Below are 25,315 nucleotides of genomic sequence, written 5' to 3' on the forward strand. Positions count from 1 at the left end.
GGGGGCGGTGGCGGGGGAGGGGCTGCGGCGCTATTCGCTGGGCGAGGACTCAGGGCCCATTGAAGTGGTGCACGCGGATGCGCGCGAGTACCTGAAGACGTTGCCGCCGCGCGCGTTCGACGTTGTCTTCTTCGATCCGATGTTCGCGAAGCCGCGCAAATCACAGCCGGCGTTCGACATGCTGCGCCGCTTCGCGGAACACGCGCCGCTGACGCAGGAGACGCTGGAGGAAGCCCGGCGCGTGGCGCGGCGGTGGGTGGTGGTGAAGGGCGCGAAGTACACGGACGACCTTCGCAAGCTGGGCCTGGAGGACGAGCCCGGCTCGCGCTTCACCGACGTCATCTGGGGCCGCGTGGGGCCCTCCGCCGAGCCGTGAGGGCCGTTATCACGGCTGCACGGTGCCGCCCATTCGCGGCGTCCACAGCAGGCCCAGGTCCAAGGGGAGGACCTCGAACGGCTCCGCGTTCACGGTGACGTTCCCCGTGAACAACTGGCTCCGGACCCAGCTCGTGGCCCCTTGCCGGTAGACCTCCAGGGACTGGCGAACGGGGTCGATGAGCCACACGTTCGCCACACCTTCGCGGAAGTACAGCGGCATCTTTCGGACCCGGTCCAGGCTCCGCGTGGAGGGGGACAGGACTTCGCACAGCCAGTCTGGCGCAGTGCTGATCCAGGGCAGTTCGGGGTCTGGGGGCTCTGGCAGCCTCTCTCGGCGCCACCCGGCCACGTCGGGCACCACCACATCGCGAGCGAAGTGGAGTTCAGGTTCAACCAGGAACCACCAGCTACCAGGCCCCTCACGTGAGAGTTCGAAGGGATGCGCGAGGAGGCTCGTCAGCCGGGCGGCAGCGCGCAGGTGTCCGTAGGCGGGCCTGGGCGAGGCGTACAGCGAGTCATCGACGATTTCACCGACCCATCCGACCGGAAGCTGCTCGATGTCCTCGTAGGTCGCTGGTTTCCGATTCTTGCCCCTGCTCATGCCCACACCTCGCCGTGAATGGAACCTGTGAAGTCCTCAAGGTAGCACCCGACCTCCAGGGGTGACTACCTGACAGGTTCCCATCCTGCGGGAGGCCCTGACACGTCGTGTGAGGCCTACTCGTTCCCGGCGCCCTTCGGGGGGCCTTCGCTGCCCATCGGGGAGAGCCGGGCGGACAGGGCTCCGGCCTGCTCATGGGCCATCTTGTCCCGCGGTGAGCGGTAGTACTGCATGGGCGAATGGTGCAGGAAGTTCGACACCCGGCTCGTGTACAGACAGGCGTACTGCTCCACCTGGTAGCCAAAGCGGCTGTTCTCGTTGCCTTCCTTGAAGAGCAGCCCCCAGTACGGATTGAAGCCTTCCTCCACGTCCTGCTCGAGCGTGTCCGCGACCTCGTTGGCCTCTTTCAAGGCCCGCCGCATCCGGTCCAGCTCCGCCTTCGTCTGCTTGCGGAGCTCCTCCACGCCCAGCCGCTCGTCCGGTGACAGCTGTTCTCGCTCCAGCCGCCGATCCAGGATGTTGAGCAGCGTCTTGTGGTGGTTCACCTCGTCGTCCAGGCGCTCACGGAGCACCTCCACCTGCGACAGCGTTCCAATCTCCTCCTGCCGCGTCGCCGTGTACGTGATTTCGTCCTCAATCTCCTGGACCACCATGCACGTGCGCCACAGCGACGACTTCTTCGACTTCAGGATGTCGCCGTAGATGTGGTCGCCCACGTACAGGATGTTCTCGCCCCGGAAGCCGGTCAGCTCCTCGAAGCGCGCCAGGTTGCCGCCCGAGTACACCTTGCCGCGCTCCAGCGACGTGGCCTCGCCCAATACGCGGCCTTCCTCCGTGGAGGCATCCAGCTCCAGGAAGGGGTGTGAGTCGGTGAAGAAGCCCGGCTTGCCCGCCGACGTCACGACCACGTCGAAGTAGTTCCTCCAGCTCGGGTACTCCGCGAGCTGCCCGTCCAGGAGGTACTTCATCACCGCGTCCGTGTAGTCCCACGCGGAGTTCGTCAGCAGGAACAGCCGCTTCCCGCCCGAGCGCAGCTTGTGCAATGCCGGCCCCAGCTCCGGGTCCAGGAACACGTAGCGCGCCAGGTCCTTGCGCACCTCGCGCTTGAGCGAGTTGTCCCGGTGCACCGTGTCGATGGCCTCCCGGATGTCGTCGTACAGCTTGCCGTACTGGACCGTGTGCCCCAGCGACTCCAGCAGCTCGATGATGCCCGCGAACAGGCACGTCTCCGGCAGCGCGAACAACGTGTCGTTCCACGCGAACTGCGGGTTGCGCAGCCGCACGCGCTTGTTCCGGTACAGCTCACGCGAGACCTCGCGCTTCAGCGGGCGCAGCCCGTGGTACGCACGGCCCACGTGGCCGAAGCGGTCCATCTTCAGGATGTTGCCGTTGACGCGGTCCACCGCCAGCCCGCGCATCACGAAGTGGTGGTCGTACAGCAGCCCGCCCACCACCGGCGGATAGCCGTACTCACTCACCAGCTTCGCCAGCGTCATGTCGAACGACAGCTGCTCCAGCCGGCGCATGTGATAGATGGCCAACGTGTAATCCATGTCGAAGCCGAACAGCTCGACACTGGCCATGCGCAGGTTGCGGTTGACGAAGATGTCCCGCGCCCGCTGCACCACCACCCGGCGCTCGCGGGGGGACGTGAGCAGCCGCGTGAGTTCCTCGTCGGCGAGCAGTCCATCGGCCCGCTGCGCGGCGTCCTCGGCGCGGGAGCGATTGAGGGGAGAACGGAAGCTCCCGTGAAGCGGGTCCGGCACGGGCCCACCCGGGATGGGACGGAACGGGGAAAGTGATGGTGCCAAGGGACTCAGACACATAACACGCGTGTGGGTGGCCCGGCTCTTACCTTGCGGGGTTTGGAGCCGGCATGGCACGCTTCGGGGTCTGCGATGCGCTCGCCCACCCGACGACAGCCCTCGGAGGCCCCCGAGGCGGTTCAAGCTCGCCTGTCCGCCCGGATCGCCGCGCTCGAAGATCGGGTTCGCCGCCTGGAGGCCCGGTTGCGTCTGAAAGTCGCCGCCACCGAGCCCGCCGCGCGAAGAACCGCCCAGCGTGCGGCCGAGCGTCCGGCCAGGGCCCGTCCCCGCTGCCCGGGGTGCACGCTGGAGCTGCCGCGGGGCCGCCGCGGTGAGTCGTGCGTGTGGTGTGGTTTCGTCTTTTCCGCCGTCACGCGGCGACGTCCGGCGCGAAAGAAGCGATGACCGCCACGTACCGGCTGACGGGCAAGGTGGAAGGCGGGGAGCTGGCCGAGCTGTACCAGGGCCTCGAGCTTCCCGGCATCCCCGTGGTGGTGAAGCTCTTCCACCCCAGGACGTCCGATCCGGCCTACGCCCATGACCTGGCGGAGACGACGCGGCTGCTGCAGCCCGTGCGGCACCCGGGCATCCTCCACGTCGTGGACCTGGGCGTCATCCGCCAGCGCCTGGCCGTGGTCCGCGAGGACGTGGACGGCTTCACCCTGGGCACCGCGCTCCAGCGCCTGCACTCCAAGGACGTGGTGCTGCCGCCCACCGTGGCGCTCCACATCATCATCCAGCTCCTGGAGGCCCTGCATCAGGCGCACGAAGCGGGCGTGGTGCACGGCGCCATCACCCCGGGCAACGTGGTGCTGTCGCATGACGGCCTGCCCGCGGTGTGCGACTTCGGCGCGCTGCGCGCCCTCATGGCCGTGCCCCAGCTGCGCAAGTCGTTTGGCCACCGGGGCCGCGGCACATACCGCGCGCCGGAAGTCACACGGGGCGAGCCGCACTCCGCGCAGTCGGACATCTACTCGCTCGGCGCCATCGCCTACGAGCTGCTCACCCAGCGTGAGCCCGTGGTGCCCGGCAGCGGCGGGGTGTCCACGCGGCGCAGCGAGGCGTTGCCGCCGCCCAGCCGCGTGGACCGGCGCATCAATTCACGGCTGGATCCGCTCATTCTCCGCGCACTGGAGCCCACGCCCCAGCGCCGCTTCCGCTCCTGTGGCGAGTTCGCCACGTCGCTTCGCAATCAGCTCGCGGCCACCGGCGGCATGCCCTCGGCGGACGACGTTCGCCGCTTCGTGCGGGAGCTGTTCCCCAACGAGATGAGCCTCGTCAGCTCGGGGCCCCCGCCATTCAAGGAGCCCTTCACGCTGGAGCCCATCTCCGGCGCGGAGATGGACGACCTGCGCGCGGAGGAGCTCGAGAAGTCCGTGGTTCAGCGCGCCCCATACAGCCGCGCGCTGACCGAGGACGAGGCCAACGCGGAGACGCAGCAAGCCTCCGAGCCCGCGTTCGAGGAGTACCGCCCGGAGCTGTACGAGCGGGACGTGGCGGACGCGGCCACGCGGGTGCGGGCACCTTCGCGCGCGTCCGCCTCCGACTCCACCTCCGCGCCGGGGGAGGACACCGGGCCCGCTCCCGCCGGACCGCTGGAGCAGGGGTGGGAAGCGCCGCCGGGCGCTGCTCCGCCGAAGCCTCGCCGCCAGCAGTCATCGGTGGGGGGAGGGAGCGGCAACACCCGCATCGGGCGAAACCCGCGCCTCAAGGTCGTGGAGGACTTCTCCGCGCCCGAGCCGTCCGCGGATGACGAGGGCTCGATCTCCGTCTCCGCGCCAGGTCGCCGCGGCGCCCGGATCCGCCGCGCCCCCGTGGAGGCCAAGGGGCCCAAGACGATTCCGGACGTGTTGCCCGCGGTGCAGCCAGTCTCGGCGCGAGCGCGTGACGACATCGCGATGCCGCCGTCCGATCCGGCGTTGCCTTCGACATCCGACGTGCACCGGCGCCTGGTGAGCGCGGAGCAGCGGTTGTCCGTGGCCCAGCACCGGTATGGACGCCGGTTGGGCATCGCGGCGGCCATTGCCGGGGTGGGTTTGGTCACCTTCCTGGTGGCCGCGTGGCAGCTCGGTGGTGATGCCGCACCCGCGCCAGAGGAGGCCCCGCGAGAGGCGCAGGCCGAGGCCGCCCCGGTGGGCCCACCGCCCGCCATGCCCATCTCGCCGCCGGTGCCGGTGCCGGCGCGTCCGCCGCCGCCCGCTCCAGAAGCCGCGTCGCGAGGGGACGAGGAGGACGCGGCCCCCGAGCCGAAGCCTCCCCCGAAGTCTCAGCGCGCGTATGTCACCATCACCACCAATGTGCCGGCGACCGTCTACGTCGACGGCACGCGGCTGAGCCGTCGTACGCCCCTCAACCGATACCCCGTCAAGGTGGGCACCCGGCGCATCAAGCTGGTGTCCGTCGCCACCGGTGAGCCCAAGGAGCTGGACCTGCGCATCAAGCGGGGGCAGCACCTCAAGGTCCTGGTGGACTCGTTCACATCTCCGAGGCGGTGACCATGGACCCGACCCGCATCTTCGTCGTCGAGGATCAACCCCAGCTCCTCAAGAACCTGGTGAAGGTGCTGGCCACCTTCCCCGAGCTGGAGGTGGTAGGCACCTCCCAGGAAGGGGAGGCTGCGGTGGAGGACATCGTCCAGCTCCGCCCCCAGCTCGTCCTCCTGGACCTGGAGTTGCCCGGCATCAACGGCATCCAGGTGACCCAGCGGGTGAAGCGCCGCGCCCCGGAGGTGGAGATCCTCATCCTCACGTCCTTCGACGACGAGACGAAGGTCTACGAGGCCATCCAGGCCGGGGCCTCCGGCTACCTGGTGAAGCGCGTGGGGCCGGAGAAGATCCGCTCCGGCATCCAGGAGGTGATGGAGGGCGGGACGGTCCTGGAGCCCATCATCGCCAAGCGCTTCTGGAACTACTTCCAGTCCGTACAGGCGAAGTCCACCCAGGCGGAGAAGAAGCCGGAGAACCCCTGGTCGCTCACGCCGCTGGAGTTCGAGGTGCTGCGCTACGTGGCCAAGGGCCTCTCCAACGCCGAGGTGGGGCACGTGATGACGCTGGAGCGGCGGACGGTGCGCACGCACCTGTCGCATATCTACCGGAAGATGGGCGTCAACTCTCACGTGGAGGCCGTGGTGATGGCCTTGCGTGCGGGTGTCGTGGATCTATAGCCACGCTCTGGTTAGGTTCGGGGTCCTATGTCCAAGGCTTCCCCGAGCAAAGTACCCACTCGCGTGGCGGACCCCGCACTCGAGTCCCTGTTCGACGTCCACGAGGCCACGCTTCCCAACGGCCTCCAGGTGCGGCTGCTCGCCAACCACCAGGCTCCTGTCGTCAGTCTCTACACCGTGTTCCAGGTCGGCAGCCGCAACGAGCGGCCCGGCATCACCGGCATCAGCCACCTGTTCGAGCACATGATGTTCAACGGGGCGAAGAAGTACGGCCCCAAGATGTTCGACAAGACGCTGGAGTCCAACGGCGGCCGCTCGAACGCGTACACGTCCACCGACCTGACGGTGTACTACGACGACTTCTCCGCCGACGCGCTGGAGACGGTGCTGGACCTGGAGTCGGACCGGATGCGCTCGCTGCGCATCTCCCAGGCGACGCTCACCAGCGAGCGCGAGGTGGTGAAGGAGGAGCGCCGCGTCCGCGTGGACAACGACATCTTCGGCCTCATGGACGAGGAGCTGGGCACGCTCGTCTACAAGGCGCATCCCTACCGCTGGCCTGTCATTGGATGGATGGCGGACATCGAGGCCATCCGCCGCGAGGACTGCCAGGACTACTTCCGCACCTACTACGCGCCCAACAACGCGGTGCTCTACATCGTCGGGGCCATCGACCCGAAGAAGACGCTGGCGCTGGTGCGCAAGTATTACGGGAACATCCCCAAGGGCCCCGCGCCCGCGGCGGTGCTCAACTCGGAGCCCGAGCAGAAGGGCGAGCGCCGCGCCGAGGTCCGCCACCCCGCGCAGTCCCCCGCGCTGATGCTGGGCTTCCGCGGGCCGGCCGCGCGCGATGACGACACCTTCGTGCTGGACGTCATCCAGTACGTGCTGACGAAGGGGGAGGGGAGCCGGCTGATCCGCTCGCTGGTGTACGAGCAGAAGCTGGCCGTGTCGCTGATGCTCGACTGGAGCTGGCGCATCGACCCGGGCACCATCCTCTTCTACCTGGCCCTGAAGCCGGACTCCGACCCGAAGAAGGTGGAGGCCGCGCTGTACGCCGAACTGGAGAAGATCGCGCGCGAGGGCATCACCGAGCGCGAGCTGCAGAAGGCGCAGAACAACCTGCGCTCGGACCACCTGCGCGAGCTGGCCACGAACAGCGGCCGGGCGCATGCCCTGGGTCACTACGAGGCGCTGCTCGGCGACTGGCGCCGGTTGCTGACGCTGCCCTCCACCTACGCCTCCATTACCAACGACCAGGTCAAGGCCGTGGCCGCGAAGTACTTCGCGCCTGAGCGCCGCTCCGTGGTGACGCTGGTTCCCGCGCCCACCGAAGCCTGAGCCCGGTCCGTACAAGGAAACCTCCCGATATGGCTTCTCGCAAGAGCCCCTCCCGAAAGTCCCCCGCACGTCCGGCGAAGCGCGCCGGCGGCAAGGCCCCCGTCGCTCGCAAGGCTCCGCCGAAGCGCGGCGCGCCCCGCGCCACGACGAGCGCCCTCACGCTTCCCACGCTGCACGAAAGCACCACGTCCAGTGGCCTGAAGGTCATCGCCGCCGAGCGCGGGCCTCTGCCCATGGTGTCCGTGCGGCTGGTGATTCGCGCGGGCAGCGCCACCGACCCGGATGGCAAGCACGGCCTGGCGGACTTCACCGCCCGGCTGCTGCGCCGGGGCACCCGCCGGATGAACGCGCAGGCCATCGACGAAGCGGTGGAGTTCGTCGGTGCCAGCCTGGGCGTGGGTGTGAGTGAAGACACGCTGTCAGTGGCCCTCACCACGCCGTCCGAGCACTTCGCGCAGATGCTCGACATCCTGGGCCAGTTGGTGCGCGAGCCCACGTTCCCGCAGTCCGAAGTGGACGATGCGCGCGAGCGCGAGCTGGCGCAGTTCGCCAATGACCTGGACGACCCGTCCATCATCGCCGACCGCGCCATGGTCCGCGCGCTCTGGGGCAACCACCCCTACGGCCACGACGTGGGCGGTTCGTCGAAGAGCGTGAAGACCTTCACGCGCGATGACGTGGTGCGCTTCCATCAGGAGCGCATGGGCCCCAAGGTGTCCATGCTCATCGTGGTGGGCGCGGTGGATCCGCAGCATGTGGCTGCCGCGGCGGAAGACGCCTTCGCTGATTGGACGGGCGGGCCGGATGCGCCCGTGGCCATTCCCGCGCCGGAGCGCATTGCCCTGGGGGGGCGGGTCATCATCGTGGACAAGCCGGACCAGACGCAGTCGCAGGTGCGGCTGGGCGGCCCCGGCATGCGCATGGGCCACGAGGACTATTTCCCCGCCACGGCGATGAACATCGCCCTGGGCGGTGGATTCACCTCGCGCCTGATGAACGAGATTCGCGTCAACCGCGGCCTCACATACGGCGTCAGCTCGTGGTTCGACTCGATGAACGCGGCCGGCGTCTTCGCGCTGTCCACCTTCACGAAGACGGAGTCCACGCGCGAAATCATCGACGTGGCGCTGGCGGAGATTGGCGGCGTCCGGGAGAAGGGGCTCAAGCCCCGCGAGCTGGCGGATGCCCAGGCCTACCTCGCCGGCCTGTACCCGCTGCGGACGGAGACGAACGAGTCCATTGCCGGAAGCATCGCCGAGGCCCGCCTGCACGGGCTGGGGGATGACTGGGTGGAGCGGTTCCGGGACCGGCTGCGCGCGGTGACGCCGAAGCAAGTCGTGGCCGCAGCCAAGAAGTACTGCTTCGCGCAGGCTCCCGCCGTGGTGGTGCTGGGCAAGGCGGACGTGGTGAAGAAGCAGCTCAAGGGCCTGGGCCCCATCACCGTGGTGCCGGCGTCGGAGTACGAGTGACGGACGTCCGCATCCTCTTCGAGGGCGGCGGCGTGCTCGTGGTGGACAAGCCGCCCGGGATGCTCGTCATTCCCGGGCGCGAAGGCGGCCCCTCGCTGCGGGAGTTGCTGGAGACGCAGCGGCGCCAGAAAATCTTCGTGGTGCACCGGTTGGATCGGGACACCTCGGGGGCCCTCGTGTTCGCACTGGACGCCGCGGTGCACCGGGCCCTGTCGGGTGCCTTCGAGACGGGGAAGGTGCGCAAGCGCTACGTGGCGCTGGTGGAGGGCCGGGTCGAAGCGCCGCAAATGGTGGATGCGCCCCTGGTGGCGGGCAGGAAGGGGCGCATGCGCGTGGCTCGGCCTGGGGATACGGAAGCCAAGGCCTCGCGCACCCGCGTGCGGCCCGTGGAGACCTTCGAGCGTGCGTCCCTGGTGGAGGCCGAGCCTCTCACGGGGCGGACGCACCAGATTCGCGTGCACCTGCTGTCCCTGGGGCACCCGCTGCTGGTGGACCATCAGTACGGCCGCGAGGCGCCGCTGACGGAGAAGGACCTGGGCGGGGAGGGGGATTCGGTGGTGCTGTCACGCACGCCGCTTCATGCCGCGCGTGTGGAGTGGCCGGCCCTGGCAGGTGTCGAGGCGCGCGCCGTGGAGGCGCCCGTGCCGGAGGACATGGCCCGTGCCCGCGAGTTGCTGCGGGCGTCCGTCACTTCACTTTGACGCCCAGGGCCGGTTCACGGTTCGAACCGCATGCCCAGGTACATCGCGAGCCCGCCGAGCTGACTGTCCAGCCAGGGCGTGTGCACCGGCGCCCAGGCGCCTCGCGCCTCCGCCAATGCGCTCCAGCGGCCGAAGCGGTGGGCCGCTTGTAGGGAGACGAAGCCCATGCCGGAGACCCTGCTCTCTTTCACTTCGCCCTGGAATTCGCTGGAGAGGTAGTGGTGGAAGGGGACGGGCCCGGCGCCTGCCCGCCCGTGGAGGGAGAACGCGCCACGGCGGAAGAGCTCCGCGCGAACGGAGAGCAGCAGGGGCAAGGCCAGCACCTGCGAGTGGACCGCTCCGAGCGCCTCGACCGGGCCACTGTACATGGCGGTGCGGGCTCCGACTTCCAGCTCCGCCGCGATGCGGTGCCTCCACCAAGGCGTGAGGACCGAGACGCCGACACCGCCCGATGGACCGGTGTTGGCGCTACTCGCGATGACTCCTCCCGCGAGCAGGAAGAACGAGCTCCGCCAGGTGTCGACCGCCTCGGAGGCGGCCGCGGTGACGGGCGTGGACCGCACGGTGATGCCGGCCTCGGTGTGTGCTGCGTGCGCCTGGTCCCGGTGGCGGACGCGCACCTTCACCCGCTTGGCTCCGGAAGCTGGAACGACGCGAACACGCAACACGTCCTGGGCATTGGCCCCGACGTCGGCCGAGTAGGGCGCATCTTCCGTCAGAAGCTCCTGTGTTGGCGGAGCGGAGCCGCTTCTCGCGGGGGCCGTCTGCGTTGCCGCACCTGACAGCGGCCCCATCGTCTGCGGGTCCTCGGAGGTCGGGGCTACCGCCGCTGACGTCGGACTCTCCTCATCGGGAGGGGCGACCGCCGCGCCTTCCGCCACCACGTCGACGTTACTGGCGCGCAGGGGCGCTTCGCCCGCCATCAGTAGCCAGCCTCCCTCCACCGAGGGCAGGGAAGGCGGCGTGAGTGCCGTGGCCAGCGGCGAGTCCGGCGGCGGGTCCAGTGGAACGGCGGCATCGGTGCGAAGCGTCCCTCGCGTGGCCAGCACTCGTGCCTGCCGGACGCCAGGCGGGACTTCGACAGGCACGCGGGCCTGTCCCCGGGCGTTCGCCCGAACAGGGCCGAAGCGACGATTCGCGACCTCCACCTCGACGTGCGCGCCCGCCGCCGTGGCGACATCGAGCTCTGTGAGTCCCACCAGCGGCAGCCGCACCACCGTCACCGGGGGCGGCGCGTCCGCAGTGGGGGCGTCCGTCCAGAAGAGGAGCACGGCCACGTGCGGATAACGAACGGAAGGAGGCCGCCACTGGAAGAGACGGACCGCACCACGCTCCACGCGGTTCGAGTCGAAGGTGCCCGTGGATGCGGCGGCGTAGAGGGTTCCCGTGCCGGCGGGGACCAGGACCTTCAACGTCACCGGGGCATCGGTGCCGAGCACGATGCGCTCGGGTGACCAGGACACGGTGACGTCAGGTGTGGCCGCCAACCCCGCCACCGGCATGGCGAGGACCATCAGGAGGGGCAGCGCGCGCAGTGTCATCGTCCGTGCCCCTCCTGATGAATGTGCGGCCCCGGTCAATCTCCCGACGCGGGGGGCGGCTCGGCGCCGTCAGCGGGCGCCGGCTCGGCGCTGTCACTGACGGGCAGGGGCTTGTCCGCGGGTCCGGTCACCTGCCGGCTGGGCGGGTTGAAGACCGGCTTCTCCACCGGGCCGCCACCACGGCCGTGCACCAGCGTCTTGGTGTCGGTGCGGAAGGTGATGTCCACCTTGTCGCCGCGAACGGCCGACACGTAACCCGTGCCGAAGGTGGGATGCTGGATGACCTGATCCACCTTGTACGTGTCCTTCGGGCTGTAGCGGGGCGCGTTGGCGACATCCTTTCCAGCGAGCTGCTCCTCGAAGGAGATGATGACCTTCTCCGCCTTCGCGGACGCGCTCGAGCTGCTGGAGGACGCGCGCGGGGCGCGGGTGGTGCTGGACGAGGGGCGATCCGTCGCACCAGGCGCCGCGCGATAGGCGTGGTCTCCGCCACACGTGTTGCAGCGCACCCGAGCAATCTTCGTTCCCACCATCGCCAGGATGGTGTGCGCGAGGGTGAGCTTGCAGCGGGTACAAAGCGCATCCACCTCGCCGCCGACCTTATGAGTTGCCATGTTCGTTCGTCTGTTTCTCTGCCCGGCAGGGGACGCCGCCGGGCATGGGAGTAAAGGGGCGCGGAACATAACGGCATCGCTTCCAAGGGAGGAAGTGTCTTCGTCGCTTGCCTCCCCGGGCCTTGTGCCGGCCACCGGGCCGCCATAAAGAGTAGCCCCGAACGCATGACGACGCAGACCCCCAGCAAGCCGGCACGCGAGCCCGGGCCCATCACCCAGGCCGTCACGAGCTTTGGCCAGGGCCTCATCGACATTGTCAGCACCCTGGGCGGAATCATCACCATGGGGCTGGCCGTGTTCCGCTGGAGCGTGCGGCGCCCCTTCCGGCTGGTCAACCTCTTCGCCCAGTTGGACTTCGTGGGCGTGGGGTCCATCTTCATCGTGTCGCTCACCGGCACGTTCACCGGCATGGTCTTCGCGCTACAGACTTCCACCGCCTTTCAGCTCTTCGACGCGGAGAGCCTGGTGGGCCCCACGGTGGCACTGACGCTCACCCGCGAGCTGGCGGCCGTGTTCTCCGCGCTGATGGTGACCATGCGCGCAGGTTCTGCCATGTGCACCGAGCTGGGCACCATGCGCGTCACCGAGCAGGTGGACGCGCTGGAGACCATGGCCGTCAACCCGGTGCAGTACCTGCTGGTTCCCCGAGTGCTGGCCGGCCTCTTCATGGTGCCGGCGCTCACCATGCTCTTCAACACCATGGGCATGGGCGGGGCCTACGTGGTGGCCGTCGGGGGCCTGGGCATCTCCCCCGGAACCTTCCTCTCCCGGACGCAGCAGTGGCTGGCGCCCGAGGACATCTTCCAGGGTCTGCTCAAGGGCGCCGTGTTCGGCCTGTCGGTGTCCCTCATCTGCTGCTTCAAGGGCTTCAACGCCTCGGGCGGCGCCAAGGGCGTGGGGCAGGCCACCACGGAGGCGATGGTGGCCAGCGCCCTGTCCATCTTCATCCTCGACTTCATCCTGGGCGTCCTCTTCTTCTGATGTCGCCCCCGGCTTCCAACGCTCCGGCGTCCGGCACGCCGATGATCCAGGTGGTCGACCTGCACAAGACGTTCGGCGACCACAAGGTGCTCACCGGCATCAACCTCACCGTGCCGGCCGGCAGCACCTGCGTCATCCTGGGCGGCTCCGGCTCCGGCAAGACGGTGCTGATGAAGCACATGATTGGCCTGCTCAAGCCGGACCGCGGCCAGGTCATCATCGACGGGGAGGACATCGTCCCCATGGGCGTCGAGGCGCTCCAGAAGGTGCGCAACAAGTTCGGCATGGTGTTCCAGGCCGCCGCGCTGTTCGACTCGATGACCGTCTTCGAGAACGTGGCCTTCCCGCTGCGGGAGCACACGAAGGATTCGGAGGACGTCATTCGCCAGAAGGTCCGCGCGCGGTTGGACCTGATGGGTCTGAAGAAGGACGTCGAGGACCGGTTCCCCGCGGACCTGTCCGGCGGCATGCGCAAGCGGGTGGGCCTGGCGCGGGCCATCGTCATGGATCCGAAGGTGGTGCTCTATGACGAGCCGACCACCGGCCTGGACCCCATCACCACGGACTACGTGGACGAGATGATCCTGGCCGCCCAGAAGGAGCTGGGCGTCACCAGCGTGGTCATCAGCCATGACATCTCCTCCGCCTTCAACGTGGCGGACCAGATTGCCTTCCTCTCCAAGGGCGTCATCGTGGCCAGCGGTTCGCCGGAGCAGCTCCGCGAGGCGGAGCACCCCGCGGTGAAGGTGTTCCTGGAGACCTGGTTCGGGAAGAACTGATCGGGGCTCGGCGCGGCGGGAGGGCGGGGGGCCCTAGGAAAATGTGGCACTCAGGATGCAAAACGTTAGAGTCGCGCCGGCCGGTCGCTCTCGGAGTCACAACAGGTGAAGAAGCTCGTCACGCCCTTCCGTGTGGGCCTGCTGGTCATCGCGGCGGGGGCTTTTTTCGTCACCTTCGTCCTGTTCGCTCGCAAAGGTGGTTTGAGCGACAGCGAATCCACGAGGGTGTGGGCCTATTTCCGGGATGCGTCCGGCCTCGCCGTGCGTGGGCGCGTGCAGATCGCCGGCATCCCGGTGGGCGAAATCGACGACATCTCGCTCGAGGGGACGCGGGCGAAGGTCTGGTTGAAGATCCGCAACGACGTGGACCTGCGCGAGGACGCCGTCGTCACCAAGCGCTCCGAATCGCTGCTGGGTGACTACCTGCTGGACCTGAACCCCGGCACGGAGGGCGCCCCCCGCCTGGAGTCGGGTGGGCAGATCCGCCGCGTCGTCGACACCCAGGGCATGGAGGCCGTCTTCGAGTCGCTGTCGCAGATCACCTCCGACATCCAGGAGGTGACGGGGGCGCTGCGGGAAGTGCTCGGCGGTGAGCGGGGTGCGGGGTCGCTCCAGCGCATCGTGGAGAACCTGGTGCGGCTGTCGGACTCCGTGGATGCCACGGTCCGCCGCAACGCGGACCGCCTGGACACCATCGTCGGCAACGTCGAGGCCATCTCCGCGGACGTGCGCGGCATCACCCAGGGCAACCAGGCGGAAATCACCCGCATCATCGACAACATCGAGTTCATCACCCGCGACGTGCGCCAGGTGCTCGGCAGCGTGAAGAACATCGTGGGCACGGGTGAAGGCGACGTGAAGGAGACCGTCGCCAGCCTCAAGGAGACGCTCAAGAAGCTGGACGGCACGCTGGGCAACCTGGAGGAGATCACCCGCAAGGTGAAGGACGGGGAGGGTGCCGCCGGCGTGCTGCTGGCCGACGAGGCCGTGGGCCGCGAGCTCCGCGAGACGGTGCAGGACGTGTCGCGCTTCACGTCCCGTCTGACCGACCTCCAGGCGGAGATTGGCATCCAGAGCACCTACCTGGCCGCGCAGGGAAATTCGAAGAACGTCTTCTCCGTGCGGCTCATCCCCAAGCCGGACAAGTACTACCTGCTGGAGCTGGTGGACGACCCTCGCGGCAGCGTGACGACGGAGGTGTTGCAGACGAACCCGCCGTCCGAGGGTGACCCCGTCGTTCAGACGCGGAAGGTGACGAAGGAGAGCCTCAAGGTCAGCGCCCAGTTCGCCAAGCGCTGGTACTTCACCACCCTGCGCGTGGGCCTCATCGAGTCCACCGGCGGCGTGGGCGCCGACCTGCACTTCTTCAACGACGCGCTCCGGTTCCAGGTGGACGCCTTCAACTTCGCGGACGACGAGCTGCGCTACCCCCGCCTGCGCGCCAGCCTGCGCGCCCAGCCCCTCGATCACCTCTATTTGATCGCCGGCATGGACGACATGCTCAACGCGCAGCAGCGGGACCTGGCGACTCGGCGCCTGGTGGCGGGCCGCGACTTCTTCGTGGGCGGCGGCCTGTTCTTCACGGATGATGATCTGAAGGCCATCCTCACCTTGACAGGCATTCCGACGCCCTGAACCCACCGCTCGGTGCTTGACGGAAAACGGGAAACGACGTACCCGGCATGGGCACGGGGCCCAGGGGAGCGCCGTGCCTGATTTCACGGCATCTCCCCCCAGGAAGCTCGCATGTCCCTGCTCGTCGTCGGCTCCGTTGCCCTGGACTCAGTGGAAACCCCCTTCGGCCAGAAGGAGGACATCCTCGGGGGCTCGGCCACCTACTTCTCTACGTCGGCCTCGTTCTTCAGCCCCGCGCGTGTCGTGGCGGTGGTGGGCGAGGACTTCCCCGAAGGGCACCTCAACTTCCTTCGCGGGCGGGGAATCGACCTGGAGGGCCTCACCCGGGAGACGGGCCGCACCTTCCGCTGGAAGGGCCGCTACAGCTACGAGCTGAACGAGGCGCAGACGCTGGACACCCAGCTCAACGTCTTCCAGGCCTTCTCCCCGAAGCTGCCGGAGTCGTACCGGGACACGCCCTACGTCTTCCTGGGCAACATCCACCCGGAGCTCCAGGCGCAGGTGCTGGACCAGGTGAAGGCGCCGAAGCTGGTGGCCGCCGACACCATGAACTTCTGGATCAAGGGCAGCCGGGCCGCGTTGCTCAAGACGCTCTCCCGCGTCAACCTCCTGTTCGTCAACGACGCGGAGGCCCGTCAGCTGGCCGGCGAGCACAACGTGGTGAAGGCCGCTCGCGCCATCATGGCCATGGGCCCGCAGCGCGTGGTCATCAAGCGCGGTGAGTACGGCGCGCTCCTCTTCGAGGCCGAGCACATCTTCGCGTGCCCCGCCTTCCCCCTGGCCGAGGTCTTCGACCCCACCGGCGCGGGGGACACCTTCGCCGGCGGCTTCATGGGCGCCCTGGCCACCTCCAGCGGCGTGTTGGACCAGGCGCTGCTGCGCCGCGCCATGGTGATGGGCAGCGTCATGGCCTCCTTCACGGTGGAGAAGTTCAGCCTGGAGCGCCTGCGCGAGGTGACGCGGCCGGAGATCCACGCCCGCTTCGCCGAGTTCCGGAAGCTGACCCACTTCGACGACCTGGGCTCCCTGGAGCGATGAGGGCGTGGGGAGGGGTGGGGCGCCTCACCACCCTTGAACTTGACTGCGGAATCAGGCCGTCCCTAGGCTGTGGATTCGGGTGACGGAAGAAGGTTCCGGGTTGAGCGAAAACCGAAAGTCCACGCGGATTCCCACCCAGCTTCGGTGCTGGTGCGAGGGTGACAACGTCACGCTCTACGCGCGAATCTCGAATTTGAGCGAAGGAGGACTGTTCCTCCGCACGAGCACGCCCCTGGCACGAGGGGCGCGTACGGTGGTGAAGCTGTCTCCCGCGGGCCACCAGGACATCCAGGCCCAGGCCACGGTGGTGTGGCTTCGGGAGGCGGAGGAGCGAGCGCTTCCGGCGGGCATGGGGTTGCGTTTCGAGTCCCTGGACAGCGATACCCTGGGACGGCTTCGCCAGATGATTTCGCAGCAGCAGCAGAACCAGGTGAAGGCCGGCTGGGCGGGTTGAGCCCACGCCACCGGACCGAGGCCCCGCATGCGTATCGCCGTCATCTCCGACATCCACTCCAACATCGAGGCGCTCACCGAGGTGCTCCGCGTCGCCGAGCACCAGAAGGTGGACCGGTTCGTCTCGCTGGGGGACATCGTCGGTTACGGGGCGTCGCCCAATCCGTGTTGTGAGCTGGTGCGCTCGGTGGCGGAGGTGACGCTCCTGGGCAACCACGACGCGGCGGTGGCGGGGCGGATGGACTACTCGTACTACTACGACGCCGCCCGGCACGCGCTGGACTGGTCCGCCAACGTCCTCACGGACGAGAACATGGCCTGGCTGCGCAGCCTTCCGTACACGTACCGGATTGGCGATGTGGGCTTCTGCCATGGTTCGCCCATCGACCCGAAGGCATACGAGTACATCTTCGCGCTGGAGCAGGCCCGGGAGCTGACGCCCTATGTGGCGGAGCTGCCGGAGGTGACGTTCATCGGCCACAGCCATCTGTGCCGCGCCTTCGCCATTGGCAATGGCGAGGTGAACGACGTGGTGGCCCAGAAGTTCGGCATCCGCCGGGGCTACAAGTACATCATCTCCGTGGGCAGCGTGGGCCAGCCGCGCGACTATGACAACCGGGCGTGCTTCGTCATCTGCGACACGGACGCGCGCACGGTGGAATACGTCCGCGTCGAGTACGACATCGAGACGTCGGCGCAGAAGATCTTCGATGCGGACCTGGCGCTGAACTTCGGCAAGCGCCTGTTCCTGGGCGTTTGAGGCGCGCTTCCGGGGCACAAAAGGCGGACAGGCGCGGGGAAATGACATAAACCCGTGTCCGTGCGCACCCTGGTCCTCCGAGCGTCCCTCAGGCCCCTCGTGGGCGTCGTCTCCGCAGTGTTGCTCACGCTGGCGCCCACCGCCTGCCGCCGCGAGCCTCCCGCCCCTTCCGCCGAGTACGAAGAGGCCGCCCGCCGCTTCCGCGAGCTGTATGCGCAGAAGCTGGATGAGGCCTTCCTGGATCCGCAGGTGGGGGAAATCGAGGCGCAGCTCCAGCGCGTCCCCGCGGACAGCCTGGACGCCGAGGGCGCCCGCGAGCTGCTCCAGCGCATCAAGGACGGACGGCAGCGGATGGCGGCGGCCGTCAACGAGCGGGACGAGGCCGTGGCCAGCGCGCGGGAACTGCCGCCGGGCTCCTACGCGGCGCCGTCCACCGAGGAGCAGGCGCCTCCCGCGGCTCCGGTGGAAGCGCCGGATGCCGGGCCTCCCGATGCCGGTGCTGGCGGTGGCCCCCAGGCTGGCACGGCCGCGTCCGAGCTGGTGGCGGGCTTCCGGGGGTGCTTCCAGCGGGGCACCCCCATCGATGTGCAGGGACGGGGCATGCGGGAGACCTGGCAGCTCGCCGACCGCACCGCCTGTCGCCTGGAATACCCCCAGCATCAGGATTCATTCCTCCTGATTGAAGAGGGGAAGGTCCTCACGCTGTTACCCAAGAGTGCCGTGCAGACTGTCCCCGTCACTCCCGACGGCGGTCCGGCACCCGCGACCGACGCCGGTCGCTAGAACCGATTCGCCGATATGAACGACCAGACTTTCATGAAGTTGATGCAGGTGTTGCCCAAGTCCGCGCTCTCCACCGTGGTGGGGATGGCCACGCGACTGCCCGTGCCTGCGCCGGTGCATCAGGCCGCCATGCGCGCCTTCGCCAAGGCCTACAACGTGGACATGGAGGAGGCCGAGCACTCCTTCGAGCACTACCCGACCTTCGCCCAGTTCTTCACCCGGGGGCTGAAGCCCGGCCTGCGTCCGGTGGACGAGGGGGAGAAGGTGGTGGTGTCCCCCGTGGATGGCCGCGTGTCCCAGGTGGGCTATTCGGATTACGGGCGCTGCCTGCAGGCCAAGGGCATCGAGTACACGGTGGACGAGCTGCTGGGGGATTCCGAGGCAGCCAAGCCCTTCCACGGCGGTGCCTGGACGACCATCTACCTGTCGCCGCGGGACTATCACCGCATCCACGCGCCGCTGGGCGGCACCATCACCGGGTACGCGTACATCCCCGGTGAGTTCTGGCCGGTGAACCCCGCGTCGGTGAAGAACAAGCAGTCCCTGTTCTGCGTCAACGAGCGGCTGGTGACGTACCTGGACACCGTGGCGGGCAAGTGCGCGGTGGTGAAGGTGGGCGCCACCTGCGTGTCGCGCATCAAGGCGGCCTACGACGAGGTGACGACGCACACCGGGCAGCCCGGCAAGGTGCACCGCTACGGCGCGGCCATGCCGGTGGAGAAGGGTGGGGAGCTGGGCCGCTTCGAGATGGGCTCCACCGTCATCCTCCTGTTCGAGCCCAAGCGCGTCACCTGGGACGACAGCCTCCAGGAGGAAGCGGTGGTTCGGCTGGGCAAGCGAATCGGAGTCATCACGTGAGTCAGAAGGTCGCGGGCGTCAAGGGCATGAACGATCTCCTCCCTGGGGAGATTGAAATCTGGCAGCACGTGGAGGCGCAGGCCCGCGAGCTGTTCGGCCGCTTCGGCTACGGTGAGATCCGCACGCCGATGGTGGAGGACACCGCGCTGTTCGTGCGCAGCGTGGGCGAGGAGACCGACATCGTCGGGAAGGAGATGTACACCTTCAACGACAAGGCGGACCGCAGCCTGTCCCTGCGCCCGGAAGGCACCGCGCCCGCGGCGCGCGCGTACATCGAGCACTCCATCGCCAATCAGGAGCCGCTCACGCGCTGGTTCTACACGGGGCCCATGTTCCGCTACGAGCGGATGAAGACGGGCCGCTACCGCCAGTTCTATCAAATCGGCGCGGAGGCCTACGGCGCGAAGGAAGGCGCCCAGGACGTCGAGATGATGGACATGGTGGTGCAGTTCCTGGAGCGGCTGGGGCTCAAGGACATCACCCTGAACATCAACTCGCTGGGGGACGAGGCCTGCCGGCCCACGTACCACGCGAAGTTGGTGGAGTACCTCCAGGCCCACCGCGAGGCGCTGTGCGCGGACTGCCAGAAGCGCATGGAGAAGAACCCCCTGCGCGTCCTGGACTGCAAGAACGAGAAGTGCCAGGCCATCGCCGCGGCCGGACCCAACGTGCTGGAGTCCCTGTGCGAGCCCTGCCGCGCGCACTTCGACGACGTGCAGCGGAAGCTGACGGCGCTGGGCATCCGGCACGTCGTGAATTCGCGCATGGTGCGGGGGTTGGACTACTACACGCGCACCGTCTTCGAGTTCATCGCCTCCCATCCTGCGTTGGGCACCGCCAGCACCGTGGGCGCCGGTGGCCGCTATGACAAGCTGGTGAAGAGCCTGGGCGGGCCCGACGCGCCCGCGGTGGGCTTCGCCTGCGGCCTGGACCGGCTGGTGCTGCTGCTGAAGGAGAGCGGCCAGCAGTTCACCGTGCGGCCGGACGTCTTCGTCGCGGTGGCGGACGCGGGCTCGCACGATGCCGCCCTGGTGCTGGCCAGCCGCCTGCGCCGGGAAGGACTGCGCGTGGAGTTCGATACCCGCGGAGGCAGCCTCAAGAGCCAGATGAAGCGCGCGGACAAGAGCAGCGCGGAATTCACCCTGGTGCTGGGTGAGGCCGAGCGCACCAGCGGCCAGGCGAAGCTGAAGCCCATGGCCGGAGGCGAGCCCATCCCCGTCGCGCTCGACGAGGTCGCCAAGGTGGTGCGGGAGCGCAAGGCCGTTCCGGCATAGTGCTCCGTGGGGTCGAGAGCAGCGTTCCGGGCGAAGCTTGCCAAGTCTGAGAAACTGAGGTAGGCGCGTAACCCCTGATAAACGTTGGGCTATTGGTCCGGTGGGAACTCGCGGGCGCAGGTCAGGTCGGTTAGACTGACCTGCGATGCCACGCGACACTTCCACCCCCGTTGTGCCTCCGGCCCTGAGCTGGGTCCCCGTCCACGGGGACAGCATGTGGCCATCGCTGCGCTCGGGCGACCATGCCGGCGTGGAGCCGCTGGAGGGGGCTCCGCGACCTGGTGACGTCCTGCTGGCGCGCTTCGACCATGCCCTGGTGCTGCACCGGCTGCGGCGGTGGGAGGCCGGGGCGGTGGCGCTGCGAGGCGACAACTCACCCCAGGACGATGCACCGCTGGATCCGTCACGGGTGCTGGGGCGGGTGCGGCGCGTCCGCCGGCGCGGCGTCGTCCTGGAGGCGGGGTGGGATCGGGGGCCCCGGTGGCTGGGGCGGCTGCGGGTGGCCGTGAAGTGGCGCCTGGCTGCGTTGCTGGGCCGGGGAGGTGCGCGATGAGCACGGACTTCGCGGCGGACCATGCGCCGCGCTGGCGCGAGGGCGTCTCCGGCCAGCGCTTCGGCTCGGACTTCATCGTCCTGGATGCCGAGGGCAACACCCTGCGTGGGCTCAACGGAACGGCCATTGAAATCTGGGAGCTGTGCGACGGAACGCGCACGGCGCGAGCCCTGGTGGAGCAGGTGGCTCAGCGCCACGGATGGGACGTGGAGCAGGTGCTGACCGACACGCTCAAGTTCTTCTCGGAGCTGACCCGGCTGGGGCTCATCGACGAGCTGGAGGAGGCGCGGTGATGCGGACGCGTTTGGCGCTCCTGGCGGCGGCGGTGATGCTGGCCTCGTGCACGGAAGGCGTGGCGCCCTATGCCCCAGTTCATGCGCCCCCGGCGCAGGAACCGGTGGCGCCCACGGACGTGTTGCCCCCGCGCGAGGGGCCGGAGGCCCGCCCGCCGCCCGCGCCGGTGGAGGAGCCGGAAGTGCCTCCGCCTCCCGTGGTTCCGCGGGGCTCGGCCACCGTGGTTGACCTGGGAGAGGGCCGCCGCGGCTTGCTGTCCGTGGCGCAGGTGGACGTGGACCTGACGGTGAGCGGCGTGCGTGGCCGGCACACGGTGTCAGTGGAGTTCGTGCCGCCTTCCGGGCTGCCGTACGAGCGGCGCTCCGCGGAAGTGGATTCACGCGTGGACGAGTCGCGCACGGTGCGCTTCTCCCTGCCCGTGGCAGGCACCGCCGTGGCGACGTCCGGCATGAGCGGGACGTGGCAGGCCCGGTTCTTCCTCGATGGGGCGCCGCTGACGGCGGCTTCCTTCACCCTGGATCCGTGAGGGCTCCTTTCATCATGCGTCCATTCTCCGCCTCCCTCGTCGCCGCCGCCGCGCTCCTGGCGCCTTCGCTGGGGTGGGCGCAGTCGATGACCCCGACCGCCGTCTTGACCACGCAGCCGCAGGGTGGCGACACCCGCGCGCGGGTGGTGATGGACGAGGCCTCCGAGCTGACGGTCGATGTCCGCAACAACACCTCCAGTGGCTCGCCGCTCTTCCGGCGCATCAACGAGGTGTGGTTCGCGCTGCCCAGCGGCTACATCCCGCTCGCGTCCATCCCGCCCCCGGGATGGACGGTGGACTACATCGCCAATGAGCGGTGGGTCATCTTCTACAATCAGGACTCCTGCAACGGCAGCGGCGACTACGGCCTGGGCCAGAACGAGTCGGCCCGGTTCGTCCTTCGCGTGGTTCCGCCGACGTCGAACAACGACCAGAACAACGAGCGCTTCGTAGCGGGGCAGACGTTCGCCCGGGACACGTGCGCGGGGGGCGACTTCACCACGTCGGTGACGACCTCGGCCGCGAGCTGGAGTCGCTCCGGCCTGTACACCCAGGTGGACGTGCGTCCTCGGGTGATGGGGGTTGGCGGCGACATCGACGCGCGGATGGTGGTGGAGAACCGGACGGGCACGAACCACAACAACACCACGGTTGAGGGACCCTCCACGGCCGCGGGCGCCGTCACCTTCCAGGTGGTGGACACCGAGCCGACGCCGTTCCGCATGAACATCGCCAGCCGGAACGCGGGCGTCTATTCCGCGAGAGTGCGGACGGGCTCGGCTGGAACGCTGGTGGCGCGGGTGCGGGGCGTCAGCGGGAACGGCAACACCGTGTCGCCTGCGATGGACTCGCGGATGGTCAACGTGGGGGCGCTCCCGGTGGCCATGGACGTGGACACCGACGACGCGTTCAACAACGAGACTGTGCGCGTGCGGCTCACGGTGACGAACCCGTCCTCGACGGACACGTTCCTGAACGTGACGCCGCGCGCGCCCGTGTTCCAGGGAACGGCGGCCGCGTCGCTCGTGTCGGGGCCTGGGACCGCGAGCGTTCCGCGGCTGGACCCGGGCGCCTCCGCGCACTTCGTCTGGACGTACCAGCTCACGGGAGCCCCATTCGCGAACTACCGGTTCCGGGGGCAGGTGGATGCCACGCGCAACGGCGCCTCCGTGACGTCGAACCTGGTGGACTCGAACCAGGGGCGCATCGTGCAGCATCGCGTGCGGACGAACATCCGCGCGGTGGCCGCCAACTCCACGAACCGTTCCATCATCTACACCATCCAGAATCGGGGCCCCATGCCGCTGCATGAGGTCCGGCTGCTGCGGCCCGCGCTCAACTACTTCACCGTCGGCGGCGTGCTGCAGACGCCCGCCGGGTGGCGCATGGCGTCCAACAACGCCACCACGGGCATCACCTGGGAGTCGACGAACGCCACGGGCATCCCGGTCAACGGCGAGCGCTCCTTCACGGTGGTGTATTCCAACTTCGGGGCGGGCGCTTCGCTGTCTGGGCCCACCACGTTCCGTCATCGCTTCCACCTCATCGATGACTACGGCGGGCCGCAGATTCGCATCGACACCCCGATGACGCTGGTGCAGGGCACCGTTCCCGACGTCAACCGCCTCACGGGCGTGGCGCGCGATGGCAGCGTGACGCTCACCTGGGACAACCCGGCGGTGCACGGGGGCGTGCTGATTCTTCGCGCGGCGGGCGCGCCGCCGAACCTCTCTCCGACGCAGGGGCTGACCTACGCGGTGGGGGCCAATCTGGGCAACGCCCAGGTGGTGTACGCGAGTGACGTGGGCGCCACCACGACGTTCACCGATACGTCCGTCACCAACGGCACCACGTACTACTACCGCGTCTTCAACTCGGATGACCTGCGGTGGTACTCGCCGGGCAACCAGCCGACGTCGCAGGCCCTGGTGGCCACGCCTCGGGCTCGCGTGGGCGCGGCGCCGCTGTGGTGCTACTCGGTGGGCCTGAATGCCTCGCAGCAGCCCATCACCGAGCTGGGCACGGGCATCTTCAGCGCATTCAACGACTCCGTCGTCGCCAACCTCACGCAGGTCACCAACCCGTCGGCGGATGGCGCGGAGCGGTGGCGGCCTCGCCCGCTGGCGGGCCTCATTGGAAGCCGCTTCCCGGTGGTGCCGCTGCATGGCCTGTCCGGGCAGTACATCCTCGTGGGTGACCAGGGTGGGGTGGCCAGCGCGCTCAACGCCGCCACCGGCCAGTTGCTGTGGCGATGGGACAATGGGGGCCAGCCCATTGGCACCATCCAGTCGTTCCCAGTCACGCAGCTCTTCGACTACGCGAATGCCGCATACCGGACCGCGCACCCCAACCGCGACCTCGTCTTCTTCGCCACGCGGCTGGCGGACGCTTCGCTCAACCGGGTGGTGGCCCTGAATGCCGCCACCGGCGCGCTGGTCTGGAGCTACCAGCCTGGGAATCTGGGCATGGTGGCGGGCGGCATGGTGGTGGACTACACGACCAACCGGCTCTTCGTGGCGACGCGCGCGCACGCGGGCTCGCCGAACACGCTGCGGGTGCTGAACACGCTGACGGGTCAGGTGCTGGCCCAGCTCCCGGTGGGCGACGTGGAGCTGAGCCTGGTTCGCAATGCGTACAGCAACCTGATTCTCGTGACGGACAGCGATGGCTTCGTGCACGGCGTGGACGCCGCCACGGCGCAGCTCGTGTGGAGCCTGCCTGTCACCACGCGCCCGGCGCCGAACACGCCTGCCTTCACCAGCTTCGTGCGGCCCCAGGGCTCGGGCTTCGTGGCCAGTCTCGCGGCCGGCCAGGTGGCGCTGTACGACGTCTCGGGGCCCGCCCAGTCGCCGCCGGTGCTTCGGTGGAGCACGCCGATCGCGTCTCCCTCTGGCACCTTCTCCTTCAATCGGAATGGCGCCGTGCGCCTCTACGTTGGCAGCTCCGACGGACAGGTCCACCAGTTGGAGCTGCTGGATGGCTCCGACTCCGGTCAGGTCGCGATTGGTGGTGCGCAGCGTATCGGAACTCCCACCATCGACCACACGGTGAGCCGCCTCCACGTGGGCTCCGAAGATGGCCGCATCTGCGCGTTCCCTGTCCCTTTCCCTTGAAGAACGTCCCTTCTTCCTCGCTCGCACGCCCCATGACTTCGGACGCCTTCCTGATGACGCCCCCTCCTGACGCCGGCCCTGTCTATGAGGCGCCGGCCATTCTCTGGGAGCAGCCCTTCGTGGCACTGGCGCAGATTTCCCAGTGCAACATCCCCGGTGAGTCGGAGTGCATTCCCTGAGCCTTCCGCCGGAAGGCCCCGCGGCGGACGCGGCCCTCTGGCTGCGAATCGCCGGTTGGACGGGAGTTGTGGAAGTCGGCGATGCGGGCCTGCGAGACTCGCTCCGGCGCATGTTCTCCCGGTTCGTGGTGTCCCCAAGGCGACAGGGCAGTGAGGTGGCGCGGCTCGTGGCCGTGGCCCCCGCCCAGGCGCGTCCTGCCCCCGTCATTCGTGAGCTGCCACGGGTTCTCCGCGGGGAGGCCGGCGCGCTGCGCCTGGCCGGCGAGGACTACGACGCGACGCTTTCCGCCGACGGCCTCCAGGCCCACGTGGAGGGGCAGGGGCGGTTTCCCGTGGAGACGGTGCTGAAGGTGATGCTTGCCCGGGCGCTGGCTCGGCGCGGCGGGCTGCTGGTGCATGGCGTGGCGGTGGCGCACCAGGGCCGGGCCGCGCTCTTCACGGGGCACTCGGGGGCGGGGAAGAGCACGCTGGGGGCC

The 25,315-nt window shown here is 68.8% G+C and carries 24 protein-coding genes and 1 pseudogene; 21 read left to right on the top strand and 4 right to left on the bottom strand.

Annotated elements, in window-relative coordinates; all coding sequences use genetic code 11:
- The coding region (locus FMP39_RS32690; RefSeq protein WP_194858660.1) for a class I SAM-dependent methyltransferase at positions 1-376 on the top strand (376 nt) is incomplete at its 5' end.
- Between the two features lie 9 nt (positions 377-385).
- Here FMP39_RS32690 and FMP39_RS32695 read toward each other — a convergent pair.
- Positions 386-979 (bottom strand): Uma2 family endonuclease, encoded by a 594-nt coding sequence (locus FMP39_RS32695; RefSeq protein WP_194858661.1) that lies wholly within the window; start codon positions 977-979, stop codon positions 386-388.
- Positions 980-1,095: 116 nt separating this feature from the next.
- Positions 1,096-2,805, bottom strand: a complete 1,710-nt coding sequence (locus FMP39_RS32700; protein ID WP_141593967.1) for an HAD-IG family 5'-nucleotidase — start codon at positions 2,803-2,805, stop codon at positions 1,096-1,098.
- A 380-nt stretch (positions 2,806-3,185) separates the two neighbouring features.
- Here FMP39_RS32700 and FMP39_RS32705 point away from each other — a divergent pair, with 380 nt between their 5' ends.
- Genes FMP39_RS32705 through FMP39_RS32725 form a run of 5 tightly spaced genes read left to right on the top strand, consistent with a single transcriptional unit; the run spans position 3,186 to position 9,458 of the window.
- Positions 3,186-5,279 (top strand): serine/threonine-protein kinase, encoded by a 2,094-nt coding sequence (locus FMP39_RS32705; RefSeq protein ID WP_228558535.1) that lies wholly within the window; start codon positions 3,186-3,188, stop codon positions 5,277-5,279.
- A gap of 2 nt (positions 5,280-5,281) precedes the next feature.
- Positions 5,282-5,947 carry a response regulator transcription factor gene (locus tag FMP39_RS32710; protein ID WP_186817824.1) on the top strand — a complete coding sequence of 222 codons (666 nt, stop codon included), beginning with the start codon at positions 5,282-5,284 and terminating at the stop codon, positions 5,945-5,947.
- A 27-nt stretch (positions 5,948-5,974) separates the two neighbouring features.
- On the top strand, positions 5,975-7,288 hold the full coding sequence (locus tag FMP39_RS32715) for a pitrilysin family protein (RefSeq protein ID WP_090492520.1): 1,314 nt from the start codon (positions 5,975-5,977) through the stop codon (positions 7,286-7,288).
- A gap of 29 nt (positions 7,289-7,317) precedes the next feature.
- Positions 7,318-8,757, top strand: a complete 1,440-nt coding sequence (locus FMP39_RS32720; RefSeq protein ID WP_141593970.1) for a pitrilysin family protein — start codon at positions 7,318-7,320, stop codon at positions 8,755-8,757.
- Positions 8,754-9,458, top strand: a complete 705-nt coding sequence (locus FMP39_RS32725; RefSeq protein WP_141593971.1) for an RluA family pseudouridine synthase — start codon at positions 8,754-8,756, stop codon at positions 9,456-9,458. Before FMP39_RS32720 ends, FMP39_RS32725 begins: the two co-directional genes overlap by 4 nt.
- A gap of 14 nt (positions 9,459-9,472) precedes the next feature.
- Here FMP39_RS32725 and FMP39_RS32730 read toward each other — a convergent pair whose 3' ends face one another.
- Positions 9,473-10,999: a hypothetical protein gene (locus FMP39_RS32730; protein ID WP_194858662.1), complete on the bottom strand. Its 1,527-nt coding sequence runs from the start codon at positions 10,997-10,999 to the stop codon at positions 9,473-9,475.
- Between the two features lie 35 nt (positions 11,000-11,034).
- Entirely contained in the window at positions 11,035-11,748 is a 714-nt protein-coding gene (locus FMP39_RS32735; protein ID WP_141593973.1) for a hypothetical protein, read from the bottom strand.
- A gap of 30 nt (positions 11,749-11,778) precedes the next feature.
- On the opposite strand from FMP39_RS32735, the gene FMP39_RS32740 reads away from it, so the two are divergent.
- The 15 genes and pseudogenes from FMP39_RS32740 to FMP39_RS32805 form a co-directional block, all read left to right on the top strand.
- Positions 11,779-12,594 carry an ABC transporter permease gene (locus FMP39_RS32740; protein ID WP_090492530.1) on the top strand — a complete coding sequence of 272 codons (816 nt, stop codon included), beginning with the start codon at positions 11,779-11,781 and terminating at the stop codon, positions 12,592-12,594.
- Between the two features lie 41 nt (positions 12,595-12,635).
- Positions 12,636-13,373 carry an ABC transporter ATP-binding protein gene (locus FMP39_RS32745; RefSeq protein WP_141593981.1) on the top strand — a complete coding sequence of 246 codons (738 nt, stop codon included), beginning with the start codon at positions 12,636-12,638 and terminating at the stop codon, positions 13,371-13,373.
- Positions 13,374-13,478: 105 nt separating this feature from the next.
- Positions 13,479-15,008: an MlaD family protein gene (locus FMP39_RS32750; RefSeq protein ID WP_141593974.1), complete on the top strand. Its 1,530-nt coding sequence runs from the start codon at positions 13,479-13,481 to the stop codon at positions 15,006-15,008.
- A 111-nt stretch (positions 15,009-15,119) separates the two neighbouring features.
- Positions 15,120-16,046: a PfkB family carbohydrate kinase gene (locus FMP39_RS32755; protein ID WP_011553737.1), complete on the top strand. Its 927-nt coding sequence runs from the start codon at positions 15,120-15,122 to the stop codon at positions 16,044-16,046.
- Positions 16,047-16,146: 100 nt separating this feature from the next.
- Positions 16,147-16,500: a TIGR02266 family protein gene (locus FMP39_RS32760; protein WP_217917601.1), complete on the top strand. Its 354-nt coding sequence runs from the start codon at positions 16,147-16,149 to the stop codon at positions 16,498-16,500.
- 27 nt (positions 16,501-16,527) lie between these two features.
- Positions 16,528-17,259, top strand: a complete 732-nt coding sequence (locus tag FMP39_RS32765; protein WP_090492537.1) for a metallophosphoesterase — start codon at positions 16,528-16,530, stop codon at positions 17,257-17,259.
- A 54-nt stretch (positions 17,260-17,313) separates the two neighbouring features.
- Positions 17,314-18,042 (top strand): hypothetical protein, encoded by a 729-nt coding sequence (locus tag FMP39_RS32770; protein WP_141593975.1) that lies wholly within the window; start codon positions 17,314-17,316, stop codon positions 18,040-18,042.
- A gap of 15 nt (positions 18,043-18,057) precedes the next feature.
- On the top strand, positions 18,058-18,900 hold the full coding sequence (gene asd / locus FMP39_RS32775) for an archaetidylserine decarboxylase (protein WP_141593976.1): 843 nt from the start codon (positions 18,058-18,060) through the stop codon (positions 18,898-18,900).
- Between the two features lie 26 nt (positions 18,901-18,926).
- A complete protein-coding gene (gene hisS / locus FMP39_RS32780) occupies positions 18,927-20,174 on the top strand; it encodes a histidine--tRNA ligase (RefSeq protein ID WP_228558537.1) in 1,248 nt (415 codons plus the stop codon).
- 145 nt (positions 20,175-20,319) lie between these two features.
- Positions 20,320-20,727: a S24/S26 family peptidase gene (locus tag FMP39_RS32785; RefSeq protein ID WP_141593978.1), complete on the top strand. Its 408-nt coding sequence runs from the start codon at positions 20,320-20,322 to the stop codon at positions 20,725-20,727.
- On the top strand, positions 20,724-21,020 hold the full coding sequence (locus FMP39_RS32790) for a PqqD family protein (RefSeq protein ID WP_011553743.1): 297 nt from the start codon (positions 20,724-20,726) through the stop codon (positions 21,018-21,020). The genes FMP39_RS32785 and FMP39_RS32790 overlap by 4 nt, the downstream gene beginning before the upstream one ends.
- Positions 21,020-21,547: a hypothetical protein gene (locus FMP39_RS32795; protein WP_194858663.1), complete on the top strand. Its 528-nt coding sequence runs from the start codon at positions 21,020-21,022 to the stop codon at positions 21,545-21,547. The genes FMP39_RS32790 and FMP39_RS32795 overlap by 1 nt, the downstream gene beginning before the upstream one ends.
- Before the next feature lie 14 nt (positions 21,548-21,561).
- The gene (locus tag FMP39_RS32800; RefSeq protein ID WP_141593980.1) at positions 21,562-24,660 is read left to right on the top strand and encodes a PQQ-binding-like beta-propeller repeat protein; all 3,099 of its coding nucleotides are present in this window, start codon (positions 21,562-21,564) and stop codon (positions 24,658-24,660) included.
- A gap of 32 nt (positions 24,661-24,692) precedes the next feature.
- Complete coding sequence (locus tag FMP39_RS37615; protein WP_194858664.1) at positions 24,693-24,839, top strand: hypothetical protein; 147 nt, start codon at positions 24,693-24,695, stop codon at positions 24,837-24,839.
- Positions 24,827-25,315: pseudogene (locus FMP39_RS32805) on the top strand (hypothetical protein); the annotation flags it as partial. The gene FMP39_RS37615 and the pseudogene FMP39_RS32805, both read left to right, overlap by 13 nt.

Source organism: Myxococcus sp. AB056 (assembly GCF_006547365.1).
In the GTDB taxonomy this organism is placed as follows: Bacteria; Myxococcota; Myxococcia; order Myxococcales; family Myxococcaceae; genus Myxococcus; species Myxococcus virescens.